Origin of the sequence: Streptomyces sp. cf386, assembly GCF_900103585.1 — a bacterium.
Taxonomy (GTDB): Bacteria; Actinomycetota; Actinomycetes; order Streptomycetales; family Streptomycetaceae; genus Streptomyces.
This window is the reverse complement of the sequence record NZ_FNHV01000014.1, coordinates 70899-95598: the sequence shown is the minus strand read 5'-3', so window position 1 is coordinate 95598 and position 24700 is coordinate 70899. Positions and strand designations below refer to the sequence as shown.

General features: G+C 71.2%; 17 protein-coding genes. 6 read left to right on the top strand and 11 right to left on the bottom strand.

Annotated features, from left to right (window positions below; translation table 11 throughout):
- Positions 1–81: 81 nt before the first annotated feature.
- A complete protein-coding gene (locus BLU79_RS31770; protein WP_093909419.1) occupies positions 82–3309 on the bottom strand; it encodes a S41 family peptidase in 3228 nt (1075 codons plus the stop codon).
- A gap of 75 nt (positions 3310–3384) precedes the next feature.
- Positions 3385–3882, bottom strand: a complete 498-nt coding sequence (locus tag BLU79_RS31765; protein WP_093909418.1) for a hypothetical protein — start codon at positions 3880–3882, stop codon at positions 3385–3387.
- A gap of 210 nt (positions 3883–4092) precedes the next feature.
- Between BLU79_RS31765 and BLU79_RS31760 the strand changes: the two genes are divergently transcribed.
- Positions 4093–5724: a hypothetical protein gene (locus BLU79_RS31760; RefSeq protein ID WP_093909417.1), complete on the top strand. Its 1632-nt coding sequence runs from the start codon at positions 4093–4095 to the stop codon at positions 5722–5724.
- Positions 5725–5733: 9 nt separating this feature from the next.
- Positions 5734–6126, top strand: a complete 393-nt coding sequence (locus BLU79_RS31755; RefSeq protein WP_093909416.1) for a hypothetical protein — start codon at positions 5734–5736, stop codon at positions 6124–6126.
- Here the strand turns inward: BLU79_RS31755 and BLU79_RS31750 are convergent.
- The 5 genes from BLU79_RS31750 to hrcA form a co-directional block, all read right to left on the bottom strand.
- Complete coding sequence (locus BLU79_RS31750) at positions 6068–6460, bottom strand: VOC family protein (protein ID WP_093909415.1); 393 nt, start codon at positions 6458–6460, stop codon at positions 6068–6070. The two genes, BLU79_RS31755 and BLU79_RS31750, sit on opposite strands and share 59 nt — an antisense overlap.
- A 19-nt stretch (positions 6461–6479) precedes the next feature.
- Positions 6480–7232 carry a 16S rRNA (uracil(1498)-N(3))-methyltransferase gene (locus BLU79_RS31745; protein WP_093909414.1) on the bottom strand — a complete coding sequence of 251 codons (753 nt, stop codon included), beginning with the start codon at positions 7230–7232 and terminating at the stop codon, positions 6480–6482.
- The gene (locus BLU79_RS31740) at positions 7229–8302 is read right to left on the bottom strand and encodes a nitronate monooxygenase (RefSeq protein ID WP_093909413.1); all 1074 of its coding nucleotides are present in this window, start codon (positions 8300–8302) and stop codon (positions 7229–7231) included. Before BLU79_RS31740 ends, BLU79_RS31745 begins: the two co-directional genes overlap by 4 nt.
- 77 nt (positions 8303–8379) lie before the next feature.
- Positions 8380–9516, bottom strand: coding sequence for a molecular chaperone DnaJ (gene dnaJ, locus BLU79_RS31735; protein ID WP_093909412.1), 1137 nt, complete (start codon positions 9514–9516; stop codon positions 8380–8382).
- Positions 9517–10533 carry a heat-inducible transcriptional repressor HrcA gene (gene hrcA / locus BLU79_RS31730; protein WP_093909569.1) on the bottom strand — a complete coding sequence of 339 codons (1017 nt, stop codon included), beginning with the start codon at positions 10531–10533 and terminating at the stop codon, positions 9517–9519.
- A 162-nt stretch (positions 10534–10695) separates the two neighbouring features.
- On the opposite strand from hrcA, the gene BLU79_RS31725 reads away from it, so the two are divergent.
- Together BLU79_RS31725 and BLU79_RS31720 are read left to right on the top strand one after the other, a co-directional pair.
- Complete coding sequence (locus tag BLU79_RS31725) at positions 10696–11427, top strand: MBL fold metallo-hydrolase (RefSeq protein ID WP_093909411.1); 732 nt, start codon at positions 10696–10698, stop codon at positions 11425–11427.
- A 43-nt stretch (positions 11428–11470) separates the two neighbouring features.
- Positions 11471–12280: a DUF3097 domain-containing protein gene (locus BLU79_RS31720; RefSeq protein ID WP_093909410.1), complete on the top strand. Its 810-nt coding sequence runs from the start codon at positions 11471–11473 to the stop codon at positions 12278–12280.
- A 14-nt stretch (positions 12281–12294) separates the two neighbouring features.
- Here BLU79_RS31720 and hemW read toward each other — a convergent pair whose 3' ends face one another.
- Positions 12295–13527 (bottom strand): radical SAM family heme chaperone HemW, encoded by a 1233-nt coding sequence (hemW, locus tag BLU79_RS31715; RefSeq protein WP_093909409.1) that lies wholly within the window; start codon positions 13525–13527, stop codon positions 12295–12297.
- A 54-nt stretch (positions 13528–13581) separates the two neighbouring features.
- Positions 13582–15672, bottom strand: a complete 2091-nt coding sequence (locus BLU79_RS31710) for a SpoIIE family protein phosphatase (protein ID WP_177001252.1) — start codon at positions 15670–15672, stop codon at positions 13582–13584.
- Positions 15673–15864: 192 nt separating this feature from the next.
- Here BLU79_RS31710 and BLU79_RS31705 point away from each other — a divergent pair, with 192 nt between their 5' ends.
- Together BLU79_RS31705 and BLU79_RS31700 are read left to right on the top strand one after the other, a co-directional pair.
- On the top strand, positions 15865–19944 hold the full coding sequence (locus tag BLU79_RS31705; RefSeq protein ID WP_371131978.1) for a HAMP domain-containing protein: 4080 nt from the start codon (positions 15865–15867) through the stop codon (positions 19942–19944).
- A 12-nt stretch (positions 19945–19956) separates the two neighbouring features.
- Entirely contained in the window at positions 19957–20517 is a 561-nt protein-coding gene (locus BLU79_RS31700; RefSeq protein ID WP_093909406.1) for a response regulator, read from the top strand.
- Between the two features lie 123 nt (positions 20518–20640).
- Here BLU79_RS31700 and BLU79_RS31695 read toward each other — a convergent pair whose 3' ends face one another.
- Together BLU79_RS31695 and lepA are read right to left on the bottom strand one after the other, a co-directional pair.
- On the bottom strand, positions 20641–22515 hold the full coding sequence (locus BLU79_RS31695) for an AMP-dependent synthetase/ligase (protein WP_093909405.1): 1875 nt from the start codon (positions 22513–22515) through the stop codon (positions 20641–20643).
- A gap of 202 nt (positions 22516–22717) precedes the next feature.
- Entirely contained in the window at positions 22718–24586 is a 1869-nt protein-coding gene (gene lepA, locus BLU79_RS31690) for a translation elongation factor 4 (RefSeq protein ID WP_093909404.1), read from the bottom strand.
- Positions 24587–24700: the final 114 nt, after the last annotated feature.

Genomic DNA, 24700 nt, shown 5'->3' with positions numbered 1-24700 from the left:
TTGGGCGCGTGGTGTACGTGGGGCATCGTATCGTCGTCGGGTGCGGGTGCGTGGGGGTTGATCGCGCAGTTCCCCGCGCCCCTAGGTGGGCAAACTGGGCGGCGTTTTGGCCGGCCGTTGCTCCAGTGCCTCCCACGCGATCCTGATCGCCTCGTCCAGTTGGGCGTCGCGCCCCTCCACCCAGTCCTGCGGGCGCTGGAGCACCTCCACGTCCGGATCCACCCCGTGGTTCTCCACGTCCCAGCCGAAGCCCTCCAGCCAAATGGCGTACTTCGGCTGGGTGATGAGCGTGCCGTCGACCAGGCGGTAGCGGCTGTCGATGCCGATCACGCCGCCCCATGTCCGCGTTCCCACGACCGGGCCGAGACCCAGTGCCCTGATCGCGGCGTTGACGATGTCCCCGTCGGAGCCGGAGAACTCGTTCGCCACCGCCACCACGGGGCCGCGCGGGGCGTCCATCGGGTAGCTGTTCGGCCGCATGCCGCGCGGCAGTTCCCAGCCCACGATCCGGCGGGCCAGCTTCTCCACGACCAGTTGGGAGGTGTGTCCGCCGCCGTTCTCGCGGACGTCCACGACGAGGCCCTCCCGGGCCACCTCGACCCGGAGGTCACGGTGGATCTGGGCCCATCCGGGCGCCTGCATGTCCGGTACGTGCAGATAGCCCAGCCGTCCGCCGGACTTCTCGTGGACGTACGCCCGCCGGTCCGCGACCCACGCGTGGTACCGCAGCGGCTGTTCGTCCGCGATCGGGACCACGACCGCGTGCCGTACGTCCCCGCCGCCCGACGGCGAGATCGTCAGCTCCACCGCCTTGCCCGCCGTGCCGACCAGCAGCGGCCCGGGCCCGGTCACCGGATCCACCGGCACCCCGGCCACGGCGACGATCGCGTCCCCTGCCCGCACCGCGACCCCCGGTGCGGCCAGCGGCGCCCGGGCCTCGGGGTCGGAGGTCTCCGACGGCAGGATGCGGTCGATGCGCCAACTCCCGTCCGGGTGGCGGGAGATGTCGGCGCCGAGGAGGCCCTGCCGGGCTCCGCCGCCCTGTCCGCCGCGCGGCGAGACGTAGGCGTGCGAGGTGCCCAGCTCGCCCTGCACCTCCCACAGGAGGTCCATCAGGTCGTCATGGGTCGCCACGCGGTCGACGAGCGGGCGGTACCGGTCCAGTACGCCCGCCCAGTCCACCCCGCTCATGTCCGGCCGCCAGAAGTGGTCCCGCATGATGCGGCCGGTCTCCTCGAACATCTGGCGCCACTCCGCCGACGGGTCGACCGTCTGCCGTACCCGCGACAGGTCCACGGTGATGTTCGAGTCGCTGTCCTCGTCGCCGGAGGCCCGCCGGTCGCTCGGTACGACCTTGAGCCGGCTGTCGGTCCACAGCAGCACCCGCTTGCCGTCGCCGCTGACCTCGAAGTGGTCGGCGTCGTCGGCGAGATGCTCGACGCGCCGCTGGAGAAGGTCGTAGCGCTCCAGCTCGGTCTTGGGCTCGGGGTCGTCGGGCGTGGCCCGGGAGGCGCCGAGGGCGCCGCGCACGGGGTGCCGCAGCCACAGGACGCCGTCCTTCGCGGCCCGCAGGTTGGTGTAGCGGGCGGCCTCGACCGGGAACGGCACGATGCGGTCGGCGAGGCCTTCGAGGTCGATGCGGGTGGTCGGGGTGCCCTCGCTGTCGGGCGTCTCGTCCTTGTCGGGCGCGTCGAAGGGGCGGCCGTGCCGCTGCGGGCCGAAGGGGGACGGGGTGGTCGCGGCGAGGGTGATCAGGTGCGGGCGGGAGCCGACCACGAAGGCGAGGTCGAAGACGTGCTCGTCGTAGACCGGGTCGAAGGCCCGCGTCGACAGGAACACCAGGTGCTTGCCGTCCTGGGTGAACGCGGGCGCGTAGTCCTGGAACCGCAGCGGGGTCGCCTCGGAGACCGACAGGTCGGTGGTGTTGGCGAGCTTCAGCTGGGACAGCGGGCGCGGGCCGGGGTGCGACCAGGCGAGCCAGGCCGAGTCGGGCGAGAAGACCAGCCCGGACACGTCGCCGTCCGCGCTGCGGTCGACCTCGCGCACCTCGCCGCTCTCCCGCTCGACGAGCAGCACCCGCCCGTCGTGCGCGGCGACCGCGGCCCGGCTCCCGTCGGGCGCCATGGCGAGCCCCAGCACCCGCCCGAGCTGCCCGGCGGCGAGCCTGCGCGGCGTGGCCCCGGGCGCGAGCCCCGTCGCCGGGGCGAACTCCAGCGCGTCGTCGCCCTCCGCGTCCGTGACCCAGACGACCCACTCCTCGCCGTCCGCCCGGAAGGTACGGGGCCGCCGGGCCCGTACCCCCGGCTCGGCGGCGAGCGCACGGGCGGGACCGGAGCGGTGGGTGACCCAGTGCACGGTGCCCCGGACGGCGACAGCGCTGCCGCGCGCGGTGTGGTCCGGGGCCGCCGACCCGAACCAGCGGCCGGCGTTCACCGGGAACGGCTGCCGGTCGGTGCGCTGCCCGCCGAGCCGGATGTCGAGCCTGCGCGGCTCGGCCCCGTCGAGGTCGTCGAGGAGCCACAGTTCACCGGCGCAGGCGTAGACGACGCGGGTGCCGTCGCTCGCGGCGTGCCGGGCGTAGAAGCCGTCGAGGGGGGTGTGCCGCCGTAGGTCGGATCCGTCGGGGAGGGAGGAGTACACCGCCCCGACGCCCTCGTGGTCGGAGAGGAAGGCGATGCGCTCCCCCACCCACACCGGGTACTCGATGTTCCCGTCCAGCTCCTCGTGCAGCCGTACGAAGTCCCCGGTGCCGTCCGGGTCGATCCACAACTTGCCCGCCGTACCGCCCCGGTAGCGCTTCCATCGCGCGGCCTCCAGTCCCATGGGCGCGGAGGCGAGCACGAGGTGCGGCCCGTAGGCGACATCGCCGACGGGGCCGTACGGCAGCGGGGTGGCCGGTCCGCCGTCGAGCGGGACCGTGTGGGCCCAGCTGCGGCGGCTGCCCGCCTGGCCGTGGGTGGTGATCGCGAGGACATGGCCGTCGGGGGTCCAGCCGCGCACCCGGGTCTGCCCGCTGCCCCAGTGGGTGAGCCGCCTCGACGGGCCGCCGTCGACCGGCGCGATATGCACCTCGGGGGCGCCGTCACGGGTGGAGGTCCAGGCGACGGTCGTCCCGTCGGGCGAGATGCGCGGCAGGGTGACCGGCACGTTGTCGGCGCTGACCCGCCAGGCCCGGCCGCCGTCGAGCGGGGCGAGCCAGACGTCGTCCTCCGCGGTGAAGGCGACCAGGTCGCCGTGCGGATGCGGATACCGGAGATACGAAGACGCGGTCGGGGTCGGGGACGAGGACGCGGCCGAGGTCTGTGTCACCCGATCACCCTAAGCAAGGGCGGCGGCCACGGACAGCCCTTTGGATCACTTGCCCGAACTCCCCCGCGGGCCCGCTCACTTGCCCTCCGGCCAGCAGTTCGGGTGCTGCTTGCAGTAGACGGTCTTGGTCACGGTCACCGTGACGGTGGGCCCGGGCTGCTGCCCGTTGCCCGGGTTGACGGGCGAGGGCTCGGAGTCGCAGTCGCCCAGCCCGTTCACATGGAACCACTCCTTGCCGTCGATCTTGGCGACGAGGTCCCCGCGCACACAGGAACCGCTCACGGCCCGGGTGATCCGGCCGGTGACGACGATGTCCTTGCCGTCCTTGGTCTCACCCTCGCAGTCGACCTTGACCACGGTGTTCTCGGTCGCGCTCGGCGCAGCGGAGCCGCCCTTGCCGCCCTCGTACGAGCCCGTGCAGTTGAGCCACTGCACCTCGGCCTTCTGCCGCTCCAGCTCCTTGGTCACCGTCTGGTCGGTCGTGAACGCCACGGTCGCGCTGCTCAGCCCGCCCGGATCACAGGCGACCGCCCCGCCGACGGCGACCACGGCGAGACCCGCCACGCCGGCCACCCGTGCCCCGTAGGTGCGACGACCGGCGGGACGTGTGCGACCCGTGGTGCGACCCGTGCGGCCCCAAACCCTCCTGAATGCCCCCATGGACGGCAGCCTGCCACTGTCCCGGCCGACGCGATAGAGCGCATACGGACACTCCCTGCTCTCGCACGTCACAATCGAGTGGCCCCGCCCCGACCCGCCCGACCGCCCCTGCCCGGAGGACCGTTGGCCCCCTCGCGGATCCCCGCCCGCACCCTGCCCGCGCCGCGCACCTCGGACGACGCCGACCGGTTCGGCGCGGACGGGCCGACGGCCCCGGCGGAGGGGCCGCCCGCGCCACCGCGCCGGCGCCGGGTGCGGATGCTCGTCGACGTGGTCGCCCATCCGGATGAAGTGGCGTATGTGACCGCCCTGTTCGAGGAGCGCGGCTGGACCGTGCGTCCGGCGGAGGACGACGAGGCGGCACCCGCCGGTGCGCATCGCAGCACGCTCGTCGTCGAGGTCCGGCTGCACGGAGCCCGCCTCGGCGCCCTGCGCACGGCCACTCTGGAGGTGGAACGGCTCGCCCAGCAAGCCGAGTTGGGCGCGTGGGTGCGGGACGCGGCCCTGGTCGAGCACGAGCGGCCGGCCCGGACGACGTACTACGTGCACCGCGCGCTGCCGACGCTGGGGCGGCTGTGGATCCGGTTGGGCGGGGCGGACGAGCAGCGTGCCGTGACCGTGCCGGCGGGCCCGCGCTCCCGGGAGGAGGCGGCGGCCGAGCTGGCGGCGCGTCCGCTGGGCGGCCGTCCCTTCGACGCCGAGGCGCACGGGCTGCGGGTGCCGGGCCACTCGGACGCGGACCCGCCCCGCGACGAGACCCCGCACGAGCGCCGGGTCCGGCTGGCCTGGCTGGCGGAGGGAGTGGCCGGCGTCGTCCTCGCCGTCGTCTGCGGGATGTACGTCGTCTGGGCCGACGGGGCCTGGAAGCTGCTGCCCGCGCTGCTCAGTCCGGCGGGGGCCCTGCCGCTGGGCCGCACTCTCAAGGAGACGCGGACCCGCGGGCCCGGCGTCCAGTGGGCCGCGGGAGTCGCCGGCACCACGGCGCTGGCCGCCTTCGGGGCCCTGGTGGGCCACGACACCGTGCCCCGGGTGCTGTGGGCGAGCGCGCTGGTGCTCGCCGTCGGCGCCTCCACCGGCGCGGGGGTGGTCCTCGCCCTGCGCCGCACCATCTTCATCCGGCACGCCGCCTGGCTGGTGCCGCTGTCCGTGCCGGTGCTGTGGTCGATGGTGGGCTGGCTGGGCGGGCAGATGCACGACGCGTACCTGGACCGCTTCGACATCCGCTTGGAGGCGGTGCCCGCACCGCGCCTCGGCACGTATCTGGTGGCCGCCGAGCCGATGGGCCTCGCACTGGGCAGCGCGCTGTTCGTCGTGGCGATCGTGGGCTGGCTGCGCCACTTCCACTTGGGGCGGGACGCCAACGGCCGCTTCTTCGCCGTCGTCCTGGCGACGCTGATCGTCGCGGTCTACGCCCTGGGCGCGGTCGCCCTGGGCATCGGCAAGGCGGCGAGCGCGGCGGGCCGGGACGCCGAGAACGCCGCCCGGCAGGGCATCCAGCCGCCCGACTACTTCGGCATCTACGGCCACTTCATGTGCCTGCGCCCGGTGGATGCCGGCAAGCCCGTGGCGGTGGAGAACGGCCCGGTCGCCACCGGCCGTCCTGTGGTGTCCTTCGGCACGTCCGGCGAGTGGATCTGGCTGTGGGACCCGGCCCGCAACAACGGCAAGGTCCAGGAGTCCTTCGCGGTGCGCCGCGAGGACGTCCAGCTGGTCCCGGCGAAAAACCCGGAGACCGGGCGGTGCCCGGCGCCGTAGCGTGGCCGGATGCGATCCGATCGCCGACTGCGCAGGCTCGTCGTGGACGAGCGGACGACGTACCTCTGGAGTGTCCGGCACCAGCATGGGGACGCGGAAGCCTGCCGTGAGGTCCTCCACCTGACCCTCGACGGTGTGCGCACCCGCGTCGTCTTCCGGGAGGGAAGGGGCCAGGCCATCTCCGGCGGCTACAGCTACGTCGGATGTGTGGCGACCGGGCCCGGGAAGCTGCTCAACCTGCGCGAACCCGGTGTCGTACGCGGAATCGTCGACGAGGCGACCGCCCGCGGACTCCTGCCGGGGACCGCGGAGTTGGACGGCTGGGAGCTGTTCGACGCCGTCCTCAGCCGCGCAGCAGCAGCCACTCCTGCAGTTCCACCAGGTTCCCCTCCGGGTCCTTGAGGTGGGCGACCCGCATCCGGTCGGTCATGGGGGCGGGGCCGTGCAGCAGGGTCGCGCCGCGGGAGGTGATCTGCGCGCAGTAGGCATCCAGGTCGTCCACCCGCAGGACGACCAGGGAGCGGTGGCCGGCGGGGGCGTCGCCGAGCTCGCCGAGGACCTCGGCCATCAGGGCGCGGTCCTGAAGCGCGATGCCCGCCGAGCCTACGGCGGGACTGAACTTCTCGTACGGCCCGTTCACCGCGCCCGACTGCGGCTTCAGCCCCAGGACCTCGGCGTAGAAGCGGTAACAGGCGGCGAAGTCGCTGACCAGCAGCCGTACTTGGGCGAGTTCCACGGCGAACGTCCCTCCCGGTTCAGGACCAGCGGCCGGTACGACCGAGGAGCAGTGCCGTCGCCGCGGTTCCGGCGGTGGAGGTGCGCAGGACGGTACGGCCCAGACGGTACGCCTTGGCGCCCGCCTCCTCGAAGAGGGCCAACTCCTCGGGGGACACGCCGCCTTCGGGCCCGACGACGAGCACGATCTCGCCCTCGGCGGGCAGTTCGGCGGTCGCGAGCGGCTCGCTGCCGTAGTCGCGTTCCTCGTGCAGTACGGCGGCGAAGTCGGCCTTGGCGAGAAGGGCGGCCACCTGCTTGGTCGTCGCCGCGTCCGCGACCTCGGGAAAGCGCAGACGCCTGGACTGCTTGCCGGCCTCGCGGGCCGTGGCACGCCACTTGGCGAGCGCCTTGAGGCCGCGGTCGCCCTTCCACTGGGTGATGCAGCGGGCGGCCGACCAGGGCACGACCGCGTCCACGCCGGTCTCGGTCATCGTCTCGACCGCCAGCTCACCGCGGTCGCCCTTGGGGAGGGCCTGGACGACGGTGATCCGGGGGCTGGGCTCGGGCTCGACCGGGAACTCGAAGGGCTCGACGACCAGATGGTCCTTGCCCGACGCGCTGAGAACGACCCCGGCCGCGCCCCGGCCCCGCCCGTCGGTGAGCACCACGTCCTCGCCGGACTGCAGCCGGCGTACGGAGACGGCGTGCCGTCCCTCCGCGCCCGTCACGTCGATGATCGAGCCGGGGCCCACGCCCTCCAGGGAGTCGACCACGAACACCGGCGCGGTCATCGGATCCCTCCGCCCGACAACGCTGTCGCCGCGGCGTCCAACTCGGCGACCAGCACCTCCACCAGCTGCCCGGCGGGCATCTCACGTGCCATCCGGTGCCCCTGCCCCGCCCACAGCGCCATGCCCTGCGGGTCGCCGGAGGAGGCGGCCTTCTTGCGCACGGGCGAGGTGAGGTGGTGGACCTCGGGGTAGGCGGCGGGGGCATACGGCCCGTGCTCTCGCAGGAAGCGGTTGACGAGGCCGCGGGCCGGGCGACCGGAGAAGGCGCGCGTCAGCTCGGTGCGGACGAACAGGGGGTTGGTCAGCGCCTGCTTGTGCAGGGCGTTGGCGCCGGACTCCGGGGTGGCGAGGAAGGCGGTCCCCAGCTGGGCGGCTGAGGCGCCGGCGGCCAGGGCGGCGGCGATCTGGCTACCGCGCATGATGCCGCCCGCTGCGACGATGGGCAGGCCGACGGCCTCACGGAACTGCGCGATCAGCGACAGCAGTCCGATGCTGGTGCCGTCGGTCTCGGGGTTGTCGCGATGCGTCCCCTGATGGCCGCCCGCCTCGACGCCCTGCGCGATCACCGCGTCGGCGCCGGCCCGCTCCACGGCGAGGGCCTCGTCGGGGGTGGTGGCGGTGACGAGGGTGAAGGTCCCGGCACGCCGGAGGGACTCCAGCACCTCGCTGCTGGGGACGCCGAAGTGGAAGGAGACGACGGGCACCGGGTTGTCGAGCAGCACGGCCAGCTTGGCCTCGTACCCGTCGTCCCGCCCGCTGTCCGGGTCACCCAGCTCGGTGTCGTACCAGGCGGCCTCGCCGGCCAGCTGGTGCGCGTAGACGTCGACGGCGGCCTTGTCGGCGTACTCGGGCTGCGGCATGAAGAGGTTGACCCCGAAGGGCTTCGTGGTCAGCCCTCGCAGCTGCTTGATCTCCTGGTACATCCCGTCGGCGGTCTTGTACCCGGCGGCAAGGAACCCGAGCCCACCCGCCTCGGACACGGCCTGGGCGAGATGCGGCACGGAGACGCCGCCCGCCATGGGGGCCTGCACGATCGGATGGGGGAAGAGATCGGTCAGTGCGGAGGACATGACGGCATGTTGTCACGTCCCCCGAACAAGTCCGAATCGGCCCTGCCCCATGCACGGGGCGGGGCCGGACCACCGGGTCAGCGACCGTTGAACGCGTCCTTCAGCCGGGAGAACAGCCCCTGCTGCCCCGGCTGGAACTGCCCCTGCGGCCGCTCCTCACCGCGCAGCTTGGCCAGCTCCCGCAGCAACCGCTCCTGCTCCGGATCCAGCTTGCTGGGCGTCTGCACCTCGACGTGGACGATCAGGTCGCCCCGCCCGCCGCCGCGCAGATGCGTCACGCCCCGCCCGTGCAGCGGAATCGACTGCCCGGACTGGGTACCCGGCCGGATGTCGACCTCCTCAAGACCGTCCAGCGTCTCCAGCGGCACCTTCGTACCGAGGGACGCCGCGGTCATCGGGATCGTCACCGTGCAGTGCAGGTCGTCGCCGCGCCGCTGGAAGGTGGAGTGCGGCAGCTCGTGGATCTCGACGTACAGGTCACCGGCGGGACCGCCGCCCGGCCCGACCTCGCCCTCACCGGCGAGCTGGATCCGCGTGCCGTTGTCGACACCGGCCGGGATCTTGACCGTGAGGGTCCGACGGGACCGTACCCGGCCGTCGCCCGCGCACTCGGGGCACGGCGTGGGAACGACCGTTCCGAACCCCTGGCACTGCGGGCAGGGACGGGACGTCATGACCTGGCCCAGGAAGGACCGGGTGACCTGGGACACCTCACCGCGACCGCGGCACATGTCACACGTCTGAGCGGAGGTGCCGGGGGCGGCCCCCTCGCCGTTGCAGGTGTTGCAGACGACCGCGGTGTCGACCTGGATGTCCTTCGTCGTACCGAAGGCCGCCTCGTCGAGCTCGACCTCCAGCCGGATCATCGCGTCCTGGCCGCGCCGGGTGCGCGAGCGCGGACCGCGCTGGGACGCCGTACCGAAGAACGCGTCCATGATGTCCGAGAAGTTCCCGAAGCCGCCCGCGCCGAAGCCGCCCGCGCCCGCGCCGCCCGCCTGGGACAGGGGGTCGCCGCCTAGGTCGTAGACCTGCTTCTTCTGCGGGTCCGACAACACCTCGTAAGCGGCGTTGATCTCCTTGAACCGCTCCTGGGTCTTCGGATCGGGGTTGACGTCCGGGTGCAGCTCGCGGGCGAGCCGCCGGAAGGCCTTCTTGATCTCTTCCTGCGACGCGTCGCGACGCACGCCGAGCACGGCGTAGTAGTCCGTGGCCACTTACGACTCCGCCAGGATCTGTCCGACGTAACGTGCCACTGCGCGTACCGCTCCCATCGTTCCCGGGTAATCCATGCGGGTCGGTCCGACCACGCCGAGCTTGGCGACTGCCTCGCCGCCCGAACCGTAGCCGACCGACACGACGGACGTGGAGTTGAGTCCCTCATAGGCGTTCTCGTGACCGATGCGTACGGTCATGCCCGAATCCCCGGCCTCGCCAAGCAACTTGAGGAGCACGACCTGCTCCTCCAGTGCCTCCAGGACCGGCCGGATGGTGAGGGGGAAGTCATGTCCGAAGCGGGTGAGATTGGCGGTGCCGCCGATCATCAGCCGCTCCTCGTTCTCCTCGACGAGCGTCTCCAGGAGGGTGGAGAGCACGGTCGAGACGGTGCCGCGGTCCTCTACGTCGAAGGCCTCGGGAAGGTCCTCGACGAGCGTCGGCACATCGGTGAAGCGCCGCCCCGCGACCCTGCTGTTGAGCCGCGCGCGTAGATCCGCGAGCGAGGCCTCGCCGAAGGGCGCCGGGCAGTCGACCATCCGCTGCTCGACCCGCCCGGTGTCCGTGATCAGCACGAGCATCACGCGCGCGGGTGCGAGCGAGAGCAACTCGACGTGCCGGACGGTGGACCGGGTCAGCGACGGGTACTGCACGACGGCGACCTGCCGCGTGAGCTGCGCGAGCAGCCGCACGGTCCGCGCCACGACGTCGTCCAGATCGACGGCGCCGTCCAGGAAGTTCTGGATGGCGCGCCGCTCCGGCGGGGTCATCGGCTTGACGCCGGCGAGCTTGTCGACGAACAGCCGGTAGCCCTTGTCGGTGGGGATGCGCCCGGCGCTGGTGTGCGGCTGGGCGATGAACCCGTCGTCCTCCAGGGCTGCCATGTCGTTGCGAATGGTCGCCGGGGAGACGCCGAGGTTGTGCCGCTCGGTCAGGGCCTTCGACCCCACCGGCTCCTCGGTCCCGACATAGTCCTGGACGATGGCGCGCAACACCTGGAGCCTGCGTTCACTCAGCATCTCGCGCACACCTCCAGTCGTTCCCTTTGGCACCTTGCCTGGCACTCTGTCCGTCCGAGTGCCAGCCGTCCCCGGCCCAGTGTACGGCGGTGGGGTACGCCCCGGGCAAGGCCGGTCCGGCACCGCCGTGCTGGACGGAGGTGTCTTGGCTAGCGTCGCGGTATGACGGTGACTTGGGAAGAGCTGGGGTGGGAGCGGCTGGCGGCCGGGGTCGGGCGGTGCCGGCTTCCGGGGTGGGACTGCACGGTGGGGCTGGTCGTCGGGGACGGGACGGCGTTGATCGTCGACGCGGGGTCGAGCCTCGGGGAGGGCGTGCGGCTGCGCACCCAGGCACAGTGGCTCGCCGGTCACCGTGTGACTCATCTCGCGCTGACGCATCCCCACTTCGACCATGTCTTCGGGGCGGCGGCGTTCGCGGGTGCGGAGGTGTACGCCGCGGTGGGCATGGACACGGTCCTCGACGGACGGCACGCGCGCGACGAGCTGCGCGGGGACGCGGTCCGCCACGGCCTGGACGCCGCCGCGGCGGAGGAGGCCGCGGACGCGCTGGTCCACCCCCACCACCAGGTGAGCGGCGAGTGGACCCTCGACCTGGACGGCGGCCACCAGGTCCTGCTGGCGAACGTGGGCCCGGCCCACACCGCCCACGACCTGGTGGTGCTCGTGCCGGGCGATCCCGAGGTGGTCTTCTGCGGTGACCTGGTGGAGGAGTCCGGCGAACCCCAGGCCGGCCCCGACGCCGTACCGTCCCACTGGCCGGCGGCCCTGGACCGCCTGCTGGAGCTGGGCGGCGAGGACGCACTGTACGTGCCCGGTCACGGAGCGGTGGTGGACGCGGCGTTCGTACGACGCCAGCGCGACGCCCTCGCGGCCCGTTTCGGCGTGTCGCGGTGATCCGTACTCCACCCGGCCCAGTCTTTCTCCTATCGTCATCCGAATGCGCCAGTACTCGCCGGACCTGACTCCGCCCTGGAAGAAGCCCAAGCCGGTGGCGGAGGTACCCGCCGACCCGGGCCTGGTCGTCGAGGAGGCGGGCACGGGTTTCTGCGGTGCGGTGATCCGCTGTGAGGCGGGCACGGTGACCCTGGAGGACCGCTTCGGCAAGCACCGGGTGTTTCCGCTGGAGCCGCGCGGGTTCCTGCTGGAGGGCAAGGTGGTGACCCTGGTCCGGCCGACCTCCTCGGCTCCGGTACGTCCCGCCCGCACGGCCTCCGGTTCGGTCGCCGTCCCGCAGGCACGCGCGCGCGTGGCCCGAGCCGGCCGTATCTACGTCGAGGGCCGCCACGACGCCGAGCTGGTCGAGAAGGTCTGGGGCGACGACCTGCGCATCGAGGGCGTTGTCGTGGAGTACCTGGAGGGCGTGGACGACCTCCCGTCGATCGTCGCCGACTTCGCGCCCGGGCCGGACGCACGACTGGGGGTGCTGGTGGACCACCTGGTCCCCGGCACCAAGGAGTGGCGCATCGCCGAGTCGGTGACGAGCGAGCACGCGCTGGTCGTGGGCCACCCGTACATCGACATCTGGGAGGCGGTGAAGCCGTCGTCGCTGGGGATCGCGGGGTGGCCTCGCGTACCGCGCGGACAGGACTGGAAGACGGGGGTGTGCCGGGCGCTGGGGTGGCCGTCGGAGAACACCGGGGCGGTGTGGCAGGCGATTCTGCAGCGGGTGGGGTCCTACAAGGACCTGGAGCCGGAGTTGCTGGGGCGGGTGGAGGAACTGATCGACTTCGTGACGGCTCCGGCGTAGAGCCGTCACGTCCCTCAGTCCACCAGGTCCCGCACCACCGCGTCGGCCAGCAGCCGCCCCCGCAGCGTCAGTACCGCGCGTCCTTCGTCATACGGCTCCTGCTGCAGAAGTCCGTCCGACAGGGCGCGGCGGGAGGCCCTCAGGCCGTCCTCCCGCAGCAGCTCCAGCGGTGCCCCCTCCAGCAGCCTGAGCTCCAGCAGGATCCGCTCCACCCTGCGGTCCTCCTCCGACAGCAGCTCGCGCCCGGCCCCCGGCGACCGCCCCGCCGCCAGAGCCGCCGCGTAGGCCCCGGGGTGCTTCACGTTCCACCAGCGCACACCGCCCACGTGGCTGTGGGCGCCGGGACCGGCTCCCCACCAGTCGGCGCCCCGCCAGTACAGCTCGTTGTGCAGGCAGCGGGCGGCCTCGGAGGTCGCCCAGTTGGACACCTCGTACCAGTCGAAACCGGCCGCCGTGAGCGTCTCCTCGGCGATCAGGTACCGGTCCGCATGGACGTCGTCGTCCGTCATCGGGACCTCGCCCCGGCGGATCCGACGGGCCAGCTGGGTGCCCTCCTCGACGATCAGGGCGTACGCGCTGACGTGATCCGGCCCGGCACCCAGCGCCGCCTCCAGCGAGGCCCGCCAGTCGTCGTCCGACTCGCCCGGCGTGCCGTAGATCAGGTCCAGGTTGACGTGCTCGAAGCCCGCCGCGCGGGCCTCCGCGACGCAGGCCTCCGGGCGCCCCGGTGTGTGCGTGCGGTCCAGGACCTTCAGCACATGCTGCCGCGCGCTCTGCATGCCGAAGGAGATCCGGTTGAAGCCGCCCTGCCGGAGGGTGGCCAGGTAGGCCGGGTCGACCGACTCCGGGTTCGCCTCCGTGGTGATCTCCGCGTCCGGCGCCAGTCCGAACTCGTCGCGGATCGCCCCCAGCATCCGTACGAGATCGTCGGCGGCCAGCAGCGTCGGCGTACCGCCGCCCACGAAGACCGTACGGACCTCGCGCGGGTCGTCGCCGAGGACCTTGCGGGCCAGCCGGACCTCGTCGACCAGCGTCTCGGCGTAGTTGTCGCGGGACGCCAGCACCCCGCCCGTGCCGCGCAGCTCGGTCGCCGTGTAGGTGTTGAAGTCGCAGTAGCCGCAGCGGGTCGCGCAGTACGGGACGTGCAGGTAGAAGCCGAGGGGGCGGTCGGCGGACCCGACGAGCGCGGACGCGGGGAGCGCGCCGTCGTCGGGAACGGGCTCGCCGTCGGGGAGTGCGGAGGGCATGGGTTCCATTGTCCCGTACCCCGCCGGTTGCTCGGGCCCACCGGTTGCCCCCGGCTATTCGGCCTGGAGCACCAGCAACGCCAGATCGTCCTCCGGAGGCTGGCCGCCGAACTCGTGCACCAGCCTGCGGATCCGTTCCGCGATCAGCTGGGCGTTCAGTCCCGTGCACCCGGCGAGCGCGGTCGCGAGGCCGTCGCCGTCGTCGAACTGGCGGGAGCCGCTGCGCCGCTCGGTCACCCCGTCGGTCACGCACAGCAGGGTGTCGCCGGAGCGCAGCTCGAAGGTCTCGCTGGTGTACGTCGCGTCCTCGACGACCCCGAGCAGGGTCTGCGGCTGAGCGGCCGTGTGGACCTCGCCGCCCGCGCCGAGGAGGAGCGGCAGGGGATGACCGGCGGAGGCGAGGGTGCAGCGGATACCGCCGTCGAAGGGGGTCAGTTCCCCGTACAGCAGAGACAGGAAGCGGGTCTGCGGGTCGTCGCCGGGGACGACCGGGCCCACCAGCGCGCGGGCGGCGGCGTCGGCGGCTTCCGTGGCGTCGTCGAGGAGGAGCTGGTTGAGGCGGTCGAGGACGTCGGCGACCCGGTAGCCCTCGCGGGCGAGGAGCCGCAGCCAGGGGCGGGCGATGCCGATCACCACGGCCGCCTCCGGGCCCTTGCCCTGGACGTCGCCGATGGCGAAGCACCAGCGGCCGTCGCCGGCCGGGAAGAGGTCGTAGAAGTCACCGCTCGGGCCGCCCTTGTCGCACGGCTCGTACACCAGGGCGCTGGCCACGCCGGGGATCTCCGCGACCGCGCCGGGCAGCAGCCCGCGCTGCAGCACCCGGCTGATGGTGGCCTGCCGGGCGTACTGGCGGGCCGCGCCGATGGCGAGGGCCACCCGGCGGCTGAGGTCCTCCACGAGCCCGGTGACCTCGTCGGGGAAGCGGTCGAGGCCGGCCCGCCCGATGACCAGCGTGCCCAGCGGGCGGCCACCGGCGATCAGGCGGTACGCGAGCGCCGTCCCGCGGATCCCGCGCTCGCCGAGCGCCTCCGCGGGCCACGGATAGCCGACGGGGCCGGTGCGATGGTGGTCGGACGGCTGCGGCGGCTCCTTCTCCAGGGCGCGGCGGAGCTCCTCGATGAGGCTCTCGGAGCCGTGCCAGACGCGGGCGAGCTTGGGCCCGGCACCCGCGGCGCCGTCCAGCGGCCTGCCGGCCCCGCCCCCGCCCTCGTCGGACCGGGGGTATCCCCAGCGCCCGGCGACCTCGTCCTCCAGCCACACTGCGCACCAGTCCGCGAGCCGCGGCACGATCAGTTGGCCGGCGAGCGCGGCGACCAGGTTCTCGTCGAGCTGCCCGGCGAGCAGGTCGGATGCCTCGGCGAGGAAGGACAGGGCGCCCCGGTTGAGCCAGTCCCGTTCCCGCTCGGGGCGATGGGGGTATGCCGGGTACGCCGGGTACACCGGCTCGCAGGGGTCTCCTTGGTCCAGCGAGGCCGAGAGCGGGGATGAAGCGGAGAGCTGGGACGAGGTCGTGAGCGGGGGCGGCTCCGGCGCGAGGATCTCGGCGACGCGCAACTCGCGCTCCAGCGCACGCTCCTCGGCGTATGTCTCGATGTCGTCCCTGCCCGCCACGGGATCCTCGGCGGGCAGCCGGGCCCACACGGTCTTGGCGCCGGTGCGGTAGGTGACCCCCCAGGACTCGGCGAGCCGGGACACCAGCCGCAGGCCGCGGCCGTACTCCGGTGTCTCGTACGGCGCGTCGACCTCGCCGTCGCGCGGGGCGCGCGAGGGGTGGTGGTCCAGTACCTCGACGAGGAGGGCGCCGGTGTCCTCCTCCAGCCGGCAGGTGAGCTCGACATCGGTGCCGGCGTGCACGACGGCATTGGTGACCAGTTCGCTGACGGCCACGACGGCGTCGTCGACGAGACGGTCGCTGACGCGCTCGGTGCCGGGGAGCCCCGAGGTGGCCCATTCGGTGAGGGCTGCGCGCACGAGGGAGCGGGCGAAGCCCGGGGAGAGAGGGGTGCCGGGGAGGGTGGTGCGGGTTTCGGGGCACGGGTGGATGTCGCGGCCCGCGCGCGGGCGCGCGCCCTCTGGCGCAGGCGCAGGCGCAGGCGCATCAGAGGCACGGGTAACGGTTTCCCGTTGCACCGGAATGGCCCCCATGGACAGCTCCCCGAGCGGTTCGGACGAATACACCTCAGTCGACGCCGACAGAGTGACAGACTGGCCACGCCCATAAGCACCGAGTTACCGAAGTGGGCCGCCATGAGTGAGAACCGTGCTACGCGTGTGCTCGAAGACGGACATAAAGACGGTCAAATTCGAGCATCGGAACTGCGCCCGCTGCTCGCCGCGATGACCGCGGCGCGCGACGGCGACTTCCGCCGGCTCCCGGAGACCGGCGAGGGAGTGGTGGCCGAACTGACGGCGGCCTTCAACCAGATCATGGACCGGAGCATGCACTTCAACGGCGAAGTGCAGCGGGTCAAACGGGAGTTGGTACGGCACGGCAGGCTCGACGAGCGGCTCTCGGCGAGCCCGGGCCAGGGCGACTGGACGACCCGCGTCAACGACGTCAACCACGTGCTCGACGCCCTGGTGGCCCCGGCGGCGAACGCGACGCGCGTGCTGGACGCGGTGGCCGGCGGTGACCTCACCCAGCGCGTCGATCTGCACGACGGCAGCCGCCAGTTACGCGGTGACCTGCGCCGCCTGGGCCGGGCCGTGAACAAGATGGTCGATCAGCTCTCCCTGTTCACCGGTGAGGTGACCCGGGTCGCCCGCGAGGTCGGCACCGAGGGCCGGCTCGGCGGCCGGGCCAAGGTGACGGGTCTGTCGGGCAGTTGGCGGGACGTGACCGAGGCGGTCAACACGATGGCGTCCCGGCTGACGGCTCAGGTGCGCGACATCGCCCTGGTGACCACGGCCGTGGCCCGCGGCGACCTGACCCGTACGGTCACCGTCGAGGCGACCGGCGAGCTGCTCGAACTCAAGCTGACCGTCAACACGATGGTGGACCAGCTGTCCGCCTTCGCCGACGAGGTCACCCGCGTCGCCCGCGAGGTCGGCACGGAAGGGCAGCTGGGCGGGCGGGCCCAGGTGCGCGGCGTCAGCGGCGTATGGAAGGACCTCACCGACAACGTCAACTTCATGGCGTCGAACCTGACCTCCCAGGTCCGCAACATCGCCCAGGTCACCACCGCCGTCGCCAACGGCGACCTGAGCCAGAAGATCACCGTCGACGCCCAGGGCGAGATCCTCGAACTGAAGTCGACCATCAACACGATGGTGGACCAGCTGTCCGCCTTCGCCGACGAGGTCACCCGCGTCGCCCGCGAGGTCGGCACCGAAGGAAACCTCGGCGGCCGGGCCCAGGTGCGCGGCGTCAGCGGCGTATGGAAAGACCTCACCGACAACGTCAACTTCATGGCGGACAACCTGACCTCCCAGGTCCGCAACATCGCCCTCGTGTCCACGGCCGTGGCGCAGGGCGACCTCGGCAAGAAGATCACGGTGGAGGCGAAGGGCGAGATCCTCGAACTCAAGTCGACCATCAACACGATGGTGGACCAGCTCTCCGCCTTCGCCGACGAGGTCACCCGCGTCGCCCGCGAGGTCGGCACCGAAGGAAACCTCGGCGGTCAGGCCCAGGTCCGGGGCGTCAGCGGCGTATGGAAAGACCTCACCGACAACGTCAACTTCATGGCGCTGAACCTGACCTCGCAGGTCCGCAACATCGCCCAGGTGACGACGGCCGTGGCCAACGGCGACCTGTCGAAGAAGATCACCGTCGACGCACGCGGCGAGATCCTCGAACTGAAGGACACCGTCAACACGATGGTGCAGCAGCTGCGCGCCTTCGCCGACGAGGTCACCCGCGTGGCCCGCGAGGTCGGCACCGACGGCCGGCTCGGCGGGCGGGCGCAGGTGCTGGGCGTCTCCGGGGTCTGGCGGGACCTGACGGACAACGTCAACTACATGGCCGACAACCTGACTTCCCAGGTGCGGAACATCGCCCAGGTCACCACGGCCGTCGCCAACGGCGACCTGTCCAAGAAGATCGACGTGGACGCGCGCGGCGAGATCCTGGAGCTGAAGACCGCCATCAACACGATGGTCGACACCCTGTCCTCCTTCTCCTCCGAGGTCACCCGCGTGGCCCGCGAGGTCGGCTCCGAGGGCCAACTCGGCGGCCAGGCACGGGTGGAGGGCGTGTACGGCACCTGGAAGCGCCTGACGACGAACGTGAACGAACTCGCGTCGAACCTGACCACCCAGGTCCGCGCGATCGCAGAGGTAGCCTCCGCCGTGGCCCAGGGCGACATGTCCCGCTCGATCACGGTCGAGACGCGGGGCGAGGTCGCCGAGCTGAAGGACAACATCAACCTGATGGTGGCCAACCTGCGCGAGACGACCCGCGCCAAGGACTGGCTGGAGTCCAACCTGGCCCGCCTCGCCGCCCTGATGCAGGGCCACCGCGACCTGATGGAGGTCGCCGACCTGCTGCTGCGCGAGCTGACCCCGCTGGTGAACGCCCAGTACGGCGCGTTCTTCCTGGCCGACCCGGACGAGGAGGGCGCCTCGCTGCGGGCCGCCGTTCCGGCGAAGGGACTCGCGTTCATCGCCGGGTACGGCTCGGCGCAGGGCAAGACGATCGAGACCGGCGGTCTCCCGGTGCACGGCCTGGTGCGGCAGGCGGCCAGCGAGAAGAAGCGGATCCTCGTCGAGGAGGCCCCGCCGGACTACATCAAGATCAACAGTGGGCTCGGCGAGGCGGCCCCCACCAGCGTCGTCATCATCCCGATCCTCTTCGAGGACAAGCTCCTCGGCGTGATCGAGCTGGCGTCCTTCTCGCGCTTCTCCGATGTGCACCTGGCGTTCTTCGACCAGTTCGTGAACACCATTGCCGTCGCCATCAACACGATCATCGCCAACTCCCGTACGGAGTCGCTGCTCGGCGAGTCCCAGCGCCTGGCCATGCAGCTCCAGGAACGCTCGGACGAACTCCAGATGCAGCAGGCGGAGTTGCAGCGCTCGAACGCGGAACTGGAGGAGAAGGCGGCCCTCCTGGCGACGTCGTCGCAGTACAAGTCGGAGTTCCTGGCGAACATGTCGCACGAGCTGCGCACGCCACTGAACTCGCTGCTGATCCTGGCCCGCCTGCTGTCGGACAACCCCGACGGCCATCTCTCCGACCAGGAAGTCCAGTTCGCGACGACGATCCACCGCTCCGGCTCCGACCTCCTGCAACTGATCAACGACATCCTGGACCTGTCGAAGATCGAGGCGGGCCGGATGGACGTACGCCCGAAGAAGCTCCCGCTCATCAAACTCCTCGACTACGTCCACGCCACATTCCGGCCCCTCACCCTGGACCGGGGGCTCGCCTTCGAGGTGTCGGTCGGCGAGGACGTGCCGCGCGAGATGTACTCGGACGAGCAGCGCCTGCAGCAGATCCTGCGCAACCTCCTCTCCAACGCGATCAAGTTCACCGCGACCGGCCGGGTCGAGCTGCGGGTGAACCGGGTGAAGGACCCCGAGCACCACTACGTCCGCGAGGGCGACGACGTGATCGCGTTCGCCGTGTCCGACACCGGCATCGGCATCGCGCAGGAGAAGCTCCCGGTGATCTTCGAGGCGTTCCAGCAGGCCGACGGCACCACCAACCGCAAGTACGGCGGCACGGGACTCGGCCTGTCCATCAGCCGGGAGATCGCGGGCCTGCTGGGCGGCCGTATCATCGCCGAGAGCGAGCCCGGCGAGGGCTCCACGTTCACGCTGTACGTCCCGGTCGTCAGCCCCGGTCACGCGGCCACCGGCCCGGTCCCCGAGGACCGTCTGCTGCCGGTGCCGGAGCAGTTGTCCACGGAGCCCTTCACGGCCACCCACGACGCGGACGAGACCTGGCCGACCCCGGTCAAGCTGGAGGCATGGCAGACGGGGCGGGCGGGCCGCGTGCTGCCCGGCCGAAGGGTGTTGATCGTCGACGACGACATCCGCAACGTCTTCGCGCTCACCCACGTCCTGGGCCGGGTCGGCATGCCGGTCCTGTACGCGGAGAACGGCCGCGAGGGCATCGAGACACTGGAGCGCAACCCGGACGTCGAACTCGTCCTGATGGACATCATGATGCCGGAGATGGACGGTTACGAGACGATCTCCGCCATCCGCCGCACCCCACGCTGGGCCGACCTGCCCATCGTCGCGCTGACCGCGAAGGCCATGCCCGGAGACCGGGAGAAGTCCATCGCGCGGGGCGCCCACGACTACGTACCGAAGCCGGTGGACGTGGATCAGCTGCTGACCGTCGTCTGCGACCTCCTGGACCCCGAGGGCGCGGAACGCGGAGCTGACGCCGCGCCACCGGAGTACACCGCAGAACCGGGACCGAGCGCCTCCGAGGAGGAAGAGGTCCCGCCGACCATCACCGAATGAGGCCACAACACCATGAGCGCTGAGGCAACGACCGACGAGCGTGCCGGCATCCTCCTGGTCGACGACATGGAGGACAACCTGATCGCGCTGGAGGCCGTCCTGGGGTCCCTCAACGAGCCGCTCGTCCGCGCGCGTTCGGGCGAGGAGGCGATGAAGGCGCTGCTGCGCCAACGCTTCGCCCTGGTCCTGCTCGACGTCCGCATGCCGGGCATGGACGGCTTCGAAACAGCCACCAACATCAAACGGCTCGACCAGACGAAAGACGTCCCGATCATCTTCCTCACCGGAGCGGAGGACGACCCCGGCTACGCCTTCCGCGGCTACGCGACCGGCGCGGCGGACTACTTGACCAAGCCGTTCGATCCGTGGGTGCTGCGGGCGAAGGTGACGGTGTTCCTGGACCTGTACCGAAAGAGCCGGGAGTTGGAACGCTTGCTGAGCCGGGAGCACGGCCACAGCAAGGAGCTGAGCATCCAGCTGGCAACCCTGGAGGAACAGTTGTCCGGCGACACACCCCCGAACCTGACGGACCTACGCGCGAGGGTCCACGAGATACGCCGGCTCATCGGCTAGGGGTGCGCGTCCCGACCTGAAGGGGCGCGGGGCTGTATCGATTTGCGGCTCCGCCGCGTGGGCGCGACCAGCCACAACGGACCGGCAGTCGCGCACAAGCCCCGCCACCCCTCCCCGTAGGCGCTACGCCTCCCGCGTACCCGCGTACATCTCCTCGATCAACCCCTTGTACTCCCGCTCCACAACCGGCCGCTTCAACTTCAGACTCGGCGTGATCTCCCCGTGCTCCACATCGAGATCCCGCGGCAGCAACCGGAACTTCTTGATGGTCTGCCACTTCTGAAGCCCGGCGTTGAGCTGCTTCACATAGCCGTCGACCATCTCGACGGTGGCCGGCGCGGCCACGATCTCCGCGTACGACTTCCCGGCCAGCCCGTTCTCCTCGGCCCACACGAGAATCGAGGGCTCGTCCAGCGCGATCAGCGCCGTGCAGAAGTTCCGGTCGGCGCCGTGCACCAGGATGTTGGAGACGTACGGGCACACCGCCTTGAACTGCCCCTCGACCTCGGCCGGCGCGATGTACTTGCCGCCCGACGTCTTGATCAGGTCCTTCTTGCGGTCGGTGATGCGCAGGTACCCGTCCGGGGACAGCTCACCGATGTCGCCGGTGTGGAACCAGCCGTCGGACTCCAGCACCTCGGCGGTCTTGTCCGGCAGCCCGTGGTAGCCCTCCATGATGCCGGGCCCGCGCAGCAGGATCTCGCCGTCGTCCGCTATGCGCACCTCCGTGCCGGGCAGCGGCTTGCCGACCGTGCCGGTGCGGTAGGCCTCGCCCGGGTTGACGAAGGACGCGGCCGAGGACTCCGTGAGGCCGTAGCCCTCCAGGATGTGGATGCCGGCGCCCGCGAAGAAGTAGCCGATCTCCGGGGAGAGGGCGGCCGAGCCGGAGACACACGCGCGCAGGTTGCCGCCGAAGGCCTCGCGGATCTTGGCGAAGACGAGCGTATCGGCGACCTTGTGCTTGGCGGCGAGGCCGAACGGCGCGGAGTGGGTGCCGGTGCGGCGGAAGTTGTCCTGGGTGACCTTGGCGTACTCGCGGCCGACCTCGGCGGCCCACTGGAAGATCTTGTACTTGGCGCCGCCGCCCGCACGGGCCTTGGCGGCGACCCCGTTGTAGACCTTCTCGAAGATGCGCGGCACGGCGGCCATGTACGTCGGCTGCACGACCGGCAGATTCTCGATGATCTTGTCGACGCGGCCGTCGACGGCGGTGACGTGCCCGACCTCGATCTGGCCGGAGGTGAGCACCTTGCCGAAGACGTGCGCGAGCGGCAGCCACAGGTACTGCACGTCCTCGGCACCGACCAGCCCGGTCGCGGCGATCGCCTTCGCCATGTACGCCCAGTTGTCGTGCGGCAGCCGTACGCCCTTGGGGCGGCCGGTGGTGCCGGAGGTGTAGATCAGGGTGGCGAGCTGGTCCTTGGTGATCGCGCCGACGCGCTCCCTGACCAGCTCGGCGTCCTTCTCCAGCCGGGCCGCGCCGCGCTTCTCCAGCTCGTCCAGGGTGAGGATCCAGTCGGCGGTCTCGACACCGGCGGCGTCGATCACGACGACATGGGTGAGGTTCGGCAGCTCGGCGCGCTTCTCCTTGGCCTTGGCCAGCTGCGCCGCGTCCTCGGCGATCAGCACCCGGCTCTCGGAGTCGGCGAGGATGAACGCCGACTCGTCGGCGTTGGTCTGCGGATAGACGGTGGTGGTGGCCGCGCCGGCGCACATGATGCCCAGGTCGGCGAGTATCCACTCGATCCGGGTCGAGGAGGCGAGGGCCACCCGCTGCTCGGGCTGGACGCCCAGCTCGATGAGCCCGGCCGCGATCGCGAAGACCCGCTCGGCGGCCTGCCCCCAGCTCAGCGACTTCCAGTCGTCCGGGCCCTGGGCGGTGGCGGCGGGCACCGGATAGCGGTACGCCTCGGCGTCCGGCGTGGCCGCTACGCGCTCCAGGAAGAGGGTCGCCACGCTCGGCGGGCGGTTCTCGATCAGTGTCTGTGTGTCGCTCACGACATCCTCCGGGGCCCGCGACAGTGCGGCTGGCTCAGGTTGCGGCTGTTGTTTAACTCGCGAGTAACTATCGAGCAGGGATCAGAGTAGATGCCGACCGGCCGGTGCGTAAGGGGCGGCGGGCTGTCACTTCCTACAGAGGAAAGCGGAGGGCCCGCCACACTACGGCGCGACGGGCCCATGGAATCGGTACACCTCGGGACTATTTCTTGCCCTTGCCCGATCCCGCGCTGTCATCACTGCTCAGAACGGCGATGAAGGCCTCCTGCGGAACCTCCACGGAACCCACCATCTTCATCCGCTTCTTGCCTTCCTTCTGCTTCTCCAGCAGCTTCCGCTTACGGGAGATGTCACCGCCGTAGCACTTGGCGAGGACGTCCTTGCGGATGGCACGGATGGTCTCGCGGGCGATCACCCGGGAGCCGATGGCGGCCTGGATGGGTACCTCGAAGGCCTGCCGGGGGATCAGCTCGCGCAGCTTGGCGACGAGCCGCACACCGTACGCGTACGCCGCGTCCTTGTGCGTGATCGCGGAGAAGGCGTCCACCTTGTCGCCGTGCAGCAGGATGTCGACCTTGACCAGGCTGGAGGTCTGCTCGCCGGTGGGCTCGTAGTCGAGCGAGGCGTACCCGCGGGTCTTGGACTTCAGCTGGTCGAAGAAGTCGAAGACGATCTCCGCGAGGGGCAGCGTGTAGCGGATCTCGACCCGGTCCTCGGACAGGTAGTCCATGCCGAGGAGGGTGCCGCGCCGGGTCTGGCACAGCTCCATGATCGAGCCGATGAACTCGGTCGGCGCGAGGATCGTGGCGCGTACGACGGGCTCGTACACCTCATTGATCTTGCCCTCGGGGAACTCGCTCGGGTTGGTGACGGTGTGCTCGGTGCCGTCCTCCATCACGACCCGGTAGACCACGTTGGGCGCGGTCGCGATCAGGTCGAGCCCGAACTCGCGCTCCAGCCGCTCGCGGATCACGTCCAGGTGGAGCAGACCGAGGAAGCCGACGCGGAAGCCGAAGCCGAGCGCGGCGGAGGTCTCCGGCTCGTAGACCAGGGCGGCGTCGTTGAGCTGGAGCTTGTCGAGGGCCTCGCGCAGCTCCGGGTAGTCGGAGCCGTCCAGCGGATACAGACCGGAGAAGACCATCGGCTTCGGGTCCTTGTACCCGCCGAGCGCCTCGGTGGCCCCCTTGTGCTGGCTGGTGACGGTGTCACCGACCTTGGACTGGCGGACGTCCTTCACGCCGGTGATGAGGTAACCCACCTCACCGACGCCGAGCCCGTCGGCGCCGAGCATCTCGGGCGAGTTCGTCCCGATCTCCAGCAGCTCGTGCGTGGCGCCGGTCGACATCATCTTGATGCGCTCACGCTTGTTGAGCTGGCCGTCGATGACACGGACGTACGTCACGACACCGCGGTAGGAGTCGTAGACGGAGTCGAAGATCATCGCGCGGGCGGGGGCGTCCTTGACGCCGACCGGTGCCGGGACCTCCTTGACCACCTTGTCGAGCAGCGCGTCGACGCCGAGGCCGGTCTTCGCGGATACCCGCAGGACGTCGCTCGGGTCGCAGCCGACGAGGTTCGCGAGTTCCTCGGCGAACTTCTCGGGCTGCGCGGCCGGCAGGTCGATCTTGTTCAGTACGGGGATGATCGTGAGGTCGTTCTCCATCGCCAGGTAGAGATTGGCGAGGGTCTGCGCCTCGATGCCCTGGGCGGCGTCGACGAGGAGGACGGTGCCCTCACAGGCCGCGAGCGACCGCGAGACCTCGTAGGTGAAGTCGACGTGCCCCGGGGTGTCGATCATGTTGAGGATGTGCGTGTTGCCGGGTTCGTGGGTGGGAGCCCACGGCAGCCGCACCGCCTGGGACTTGATCGTGATGCCGCGCTCGCGCTCGATGTCCATCCGGTCGAGGTACTGAGCACGCATCTGCCGCTGCTCGACCACACCGGTCAGCTGAAGCATCCGGTCGGCGAGCGTGGACTTGCCGTGGTCGATGTGCGCGATGATGCAGAAATTGCGGATCAGAGCCGGGTCGGTACGGCTCGGCTCGGGCACATTGTTAGGGGTCGCGGGCACGCAGGGTCCTGTCTCTTGAGGCGCCTTATGCCTCGGGTCGGATCTATACGTAGGTTCCATGGTCCCACGGGCGGCGACCGGGGGACGTTTTGGGCCGTCGGCCGGGCCACTGGT